The following is a 1,681-nucleotide window of genomic DNA, read 5'->3' on the forward strand; positions in this document are numbered from 1 at the left end:
TGCAGATCCTGGTCGCCCCAGAACGTAATGCCGCGCCGCAGCACGCGGGCGCAGGCGGCGGCGAGACGCCAGAAGTCGTAGGGGTCTTCGCTCGTCAGGTCGGCGAAACAGGCATCCATCTCGCCGAACGCCGCCTGGGCGAGCGCGTCGGCGGCGCGGCTGCCGTTGCTGCGCCCCGTCTTCAGCGCAGGCAGGAGCGCCGCCTCGAAGCGCGCGCGCGCCTGCGCGAGACGCTGCGTGGGCTGCGCGTGCAGCGTGGCGACGGCAATCGGCCGGCCATGCAGCGCGATGTCCTCGTAAGCGAGCGTCACGCCGGGCGCGTGCTCGGCGAGCGCTTCGACGAGGGTGCGCTGGTGGGCGTAGAGCGTGGGCGAACAGGCCAATTCGCGCAGATTGTGGCGTTCGAGCGCGGCTGAAAGATCGGTCAGCGCGTCGCGAAAGACTTCGCGGATGCGGCTGTCGTCGGGGCCGTCGTGGTCCTGCGCGGGCCGCGGCGGCATGCCGGGCGGCGGCGGCGTGGGCACGCTCGCCGCCAGTGCCAGCGGCGAGGCCAGCAGCAAGGTATCGGCGAAACGCGCCGCCGCGAGCCACCCCGCGTCGCGCAACGTGCGCGCCGCCTGGCGCAGCGGCCGCGCGACATCGCGCTGCTCGTCGAGCGCCTGGCTGGCCTGCGCCAGCGCGGCATGCGCGAACGGCACGTGGCCGCCGCGCGGATTAGGCAGCGCTTCGAAGGGGGCTGACGGCGAATGAGGAGTCATGAGGCAAAGGCGGCGCCGGAAACGGTTGCGAGCGGTACAGGCAGAGGCAGGCGGATGCGGACTACTATGCAGTGTGGGTGTTCAACGCCCGACAATGACAGATTTCGCATCATCGGGGCGCCTGGCTGGCCGCACGCCCCGCCTGCGCGCGATGCAGGACGCCAGCAGCAATTTGCACGCCCCGCGTTCGCTTCAGCGCGAATCGGCGTGAATCAGCACGAATTGGCGCAAATCAGCACGAACGCGACCCAGGCCTCAGATCTGGACCATCTCGAAGTCTTCCTTGCGCGCGCCGCACTCGGGGCACGTCCAGTTGATCGGCACGTCCTCCCAGCGCGTGCCGGGAGCGATGCCTTCGTCTGGCAAACCGGCTTCTTCATCGTAGATCCAGCCGCAGATCAGGCACATCCAGCTTCTATATTCCATTCTTATGCCGCGTCGAAAAGTCCAAAATACCGCGCGCCTCTGCCCTCGATGGAGCGTACGCGTACGGTCGTGAAAACCGCCAGGAAAATTACCAGAAGAACCGCCTGGTAATGAGAGCCATGATGGTACCGTGTTGCCGTTTTTATGCCTAGCAAGCGTGACAAGGGCAAGTCGCTCCCCTGGCGCCCGGTCAAGGTAGAAAAATCTCTCGTGTGGATCGACTCATCCGTCCCCGCTGCGCGTTTCAGACGGCATAATTGGACGACAGCAAAGCAGGACCGACACAACAGCAACACATAAAGCAGCAACGAGCCAACCCTTCACTCCCTCCCGTCCACGTCCATGCCCGGCGACACCCCTCCCATCGTCCTTTCCTTCGGCCTTTCCGATCCGACCGGCGGCAGCGGCCTGCAAGCCGACCTGCTCACGCTCGCGAGCATGGGCTGTCACGGCGTCAGCGTGCTCACGGGCTACACCGTGCGCGATTCGGCCGGCTG

At 66.8% G+C, this 1,681-nt stretch carries 2 protein-coding genes and 1 pseudogene; 1 reads left to right on the top strand and 2 read right to left on the bottom strand.

Going from position 1 to position 1,681, the window contains the following annotated elements; translation table 11 throughout:
* Both VG320_RS13905 and VG320_RS13910 read right to left on the bottom strand, forming a co-directional pair.
* A pseudogene (locus VG320_RS13905) lies at nt 1-758 on the bottom strand (hypothetical protein); the annotation flags it as partial.
* Between the two features lie 255 nt (nt 759-1,013).
* Complete coding sequence (locus VG320_RS13910) at nt 1,014-1,184, bottom strand: rubredoxin (RefSeq protein WP_008342674.1); 171 nt, start codon at nt 1,182-1,184, stop codon at nt 1,014-1,016.
* 342 nt (nt 1,185-1,526) lie between these two features.
* On the opposite strand from VG320_RS13910, the gene VG320_RS13915 reads away from it, so the two are divergent.
* A partial coding sequence (locus tag VG320_RS13915; protein WP_327200686.1) for a bifunctional hydroxymethylpyrimidine kinase/phosphomethylpyrimidine kinase occupies nt 1,527-1,681 on the top strand: 155 nt, incomplete at its 3' end.

The sequence above is a fragment of the Paraburkholderia sp. genome (assembly GCF_035948235.1).
GTDB lineage: Bacteria > Pseudomonadota > Gammaproteobacteria > Burkholderiales > Burkholderiaceae > Paraburkholderia.

What these genes read in the sequence shown, in the direction of transcription:
- VG320_RS13910 (WP_008342674.1), bottom strand. Translation starts at nt 1,184, where the DNA reads ATGGAATATAGAAGCTGGATGTGCCTGATCTGCGGCTGGATCTACGAT.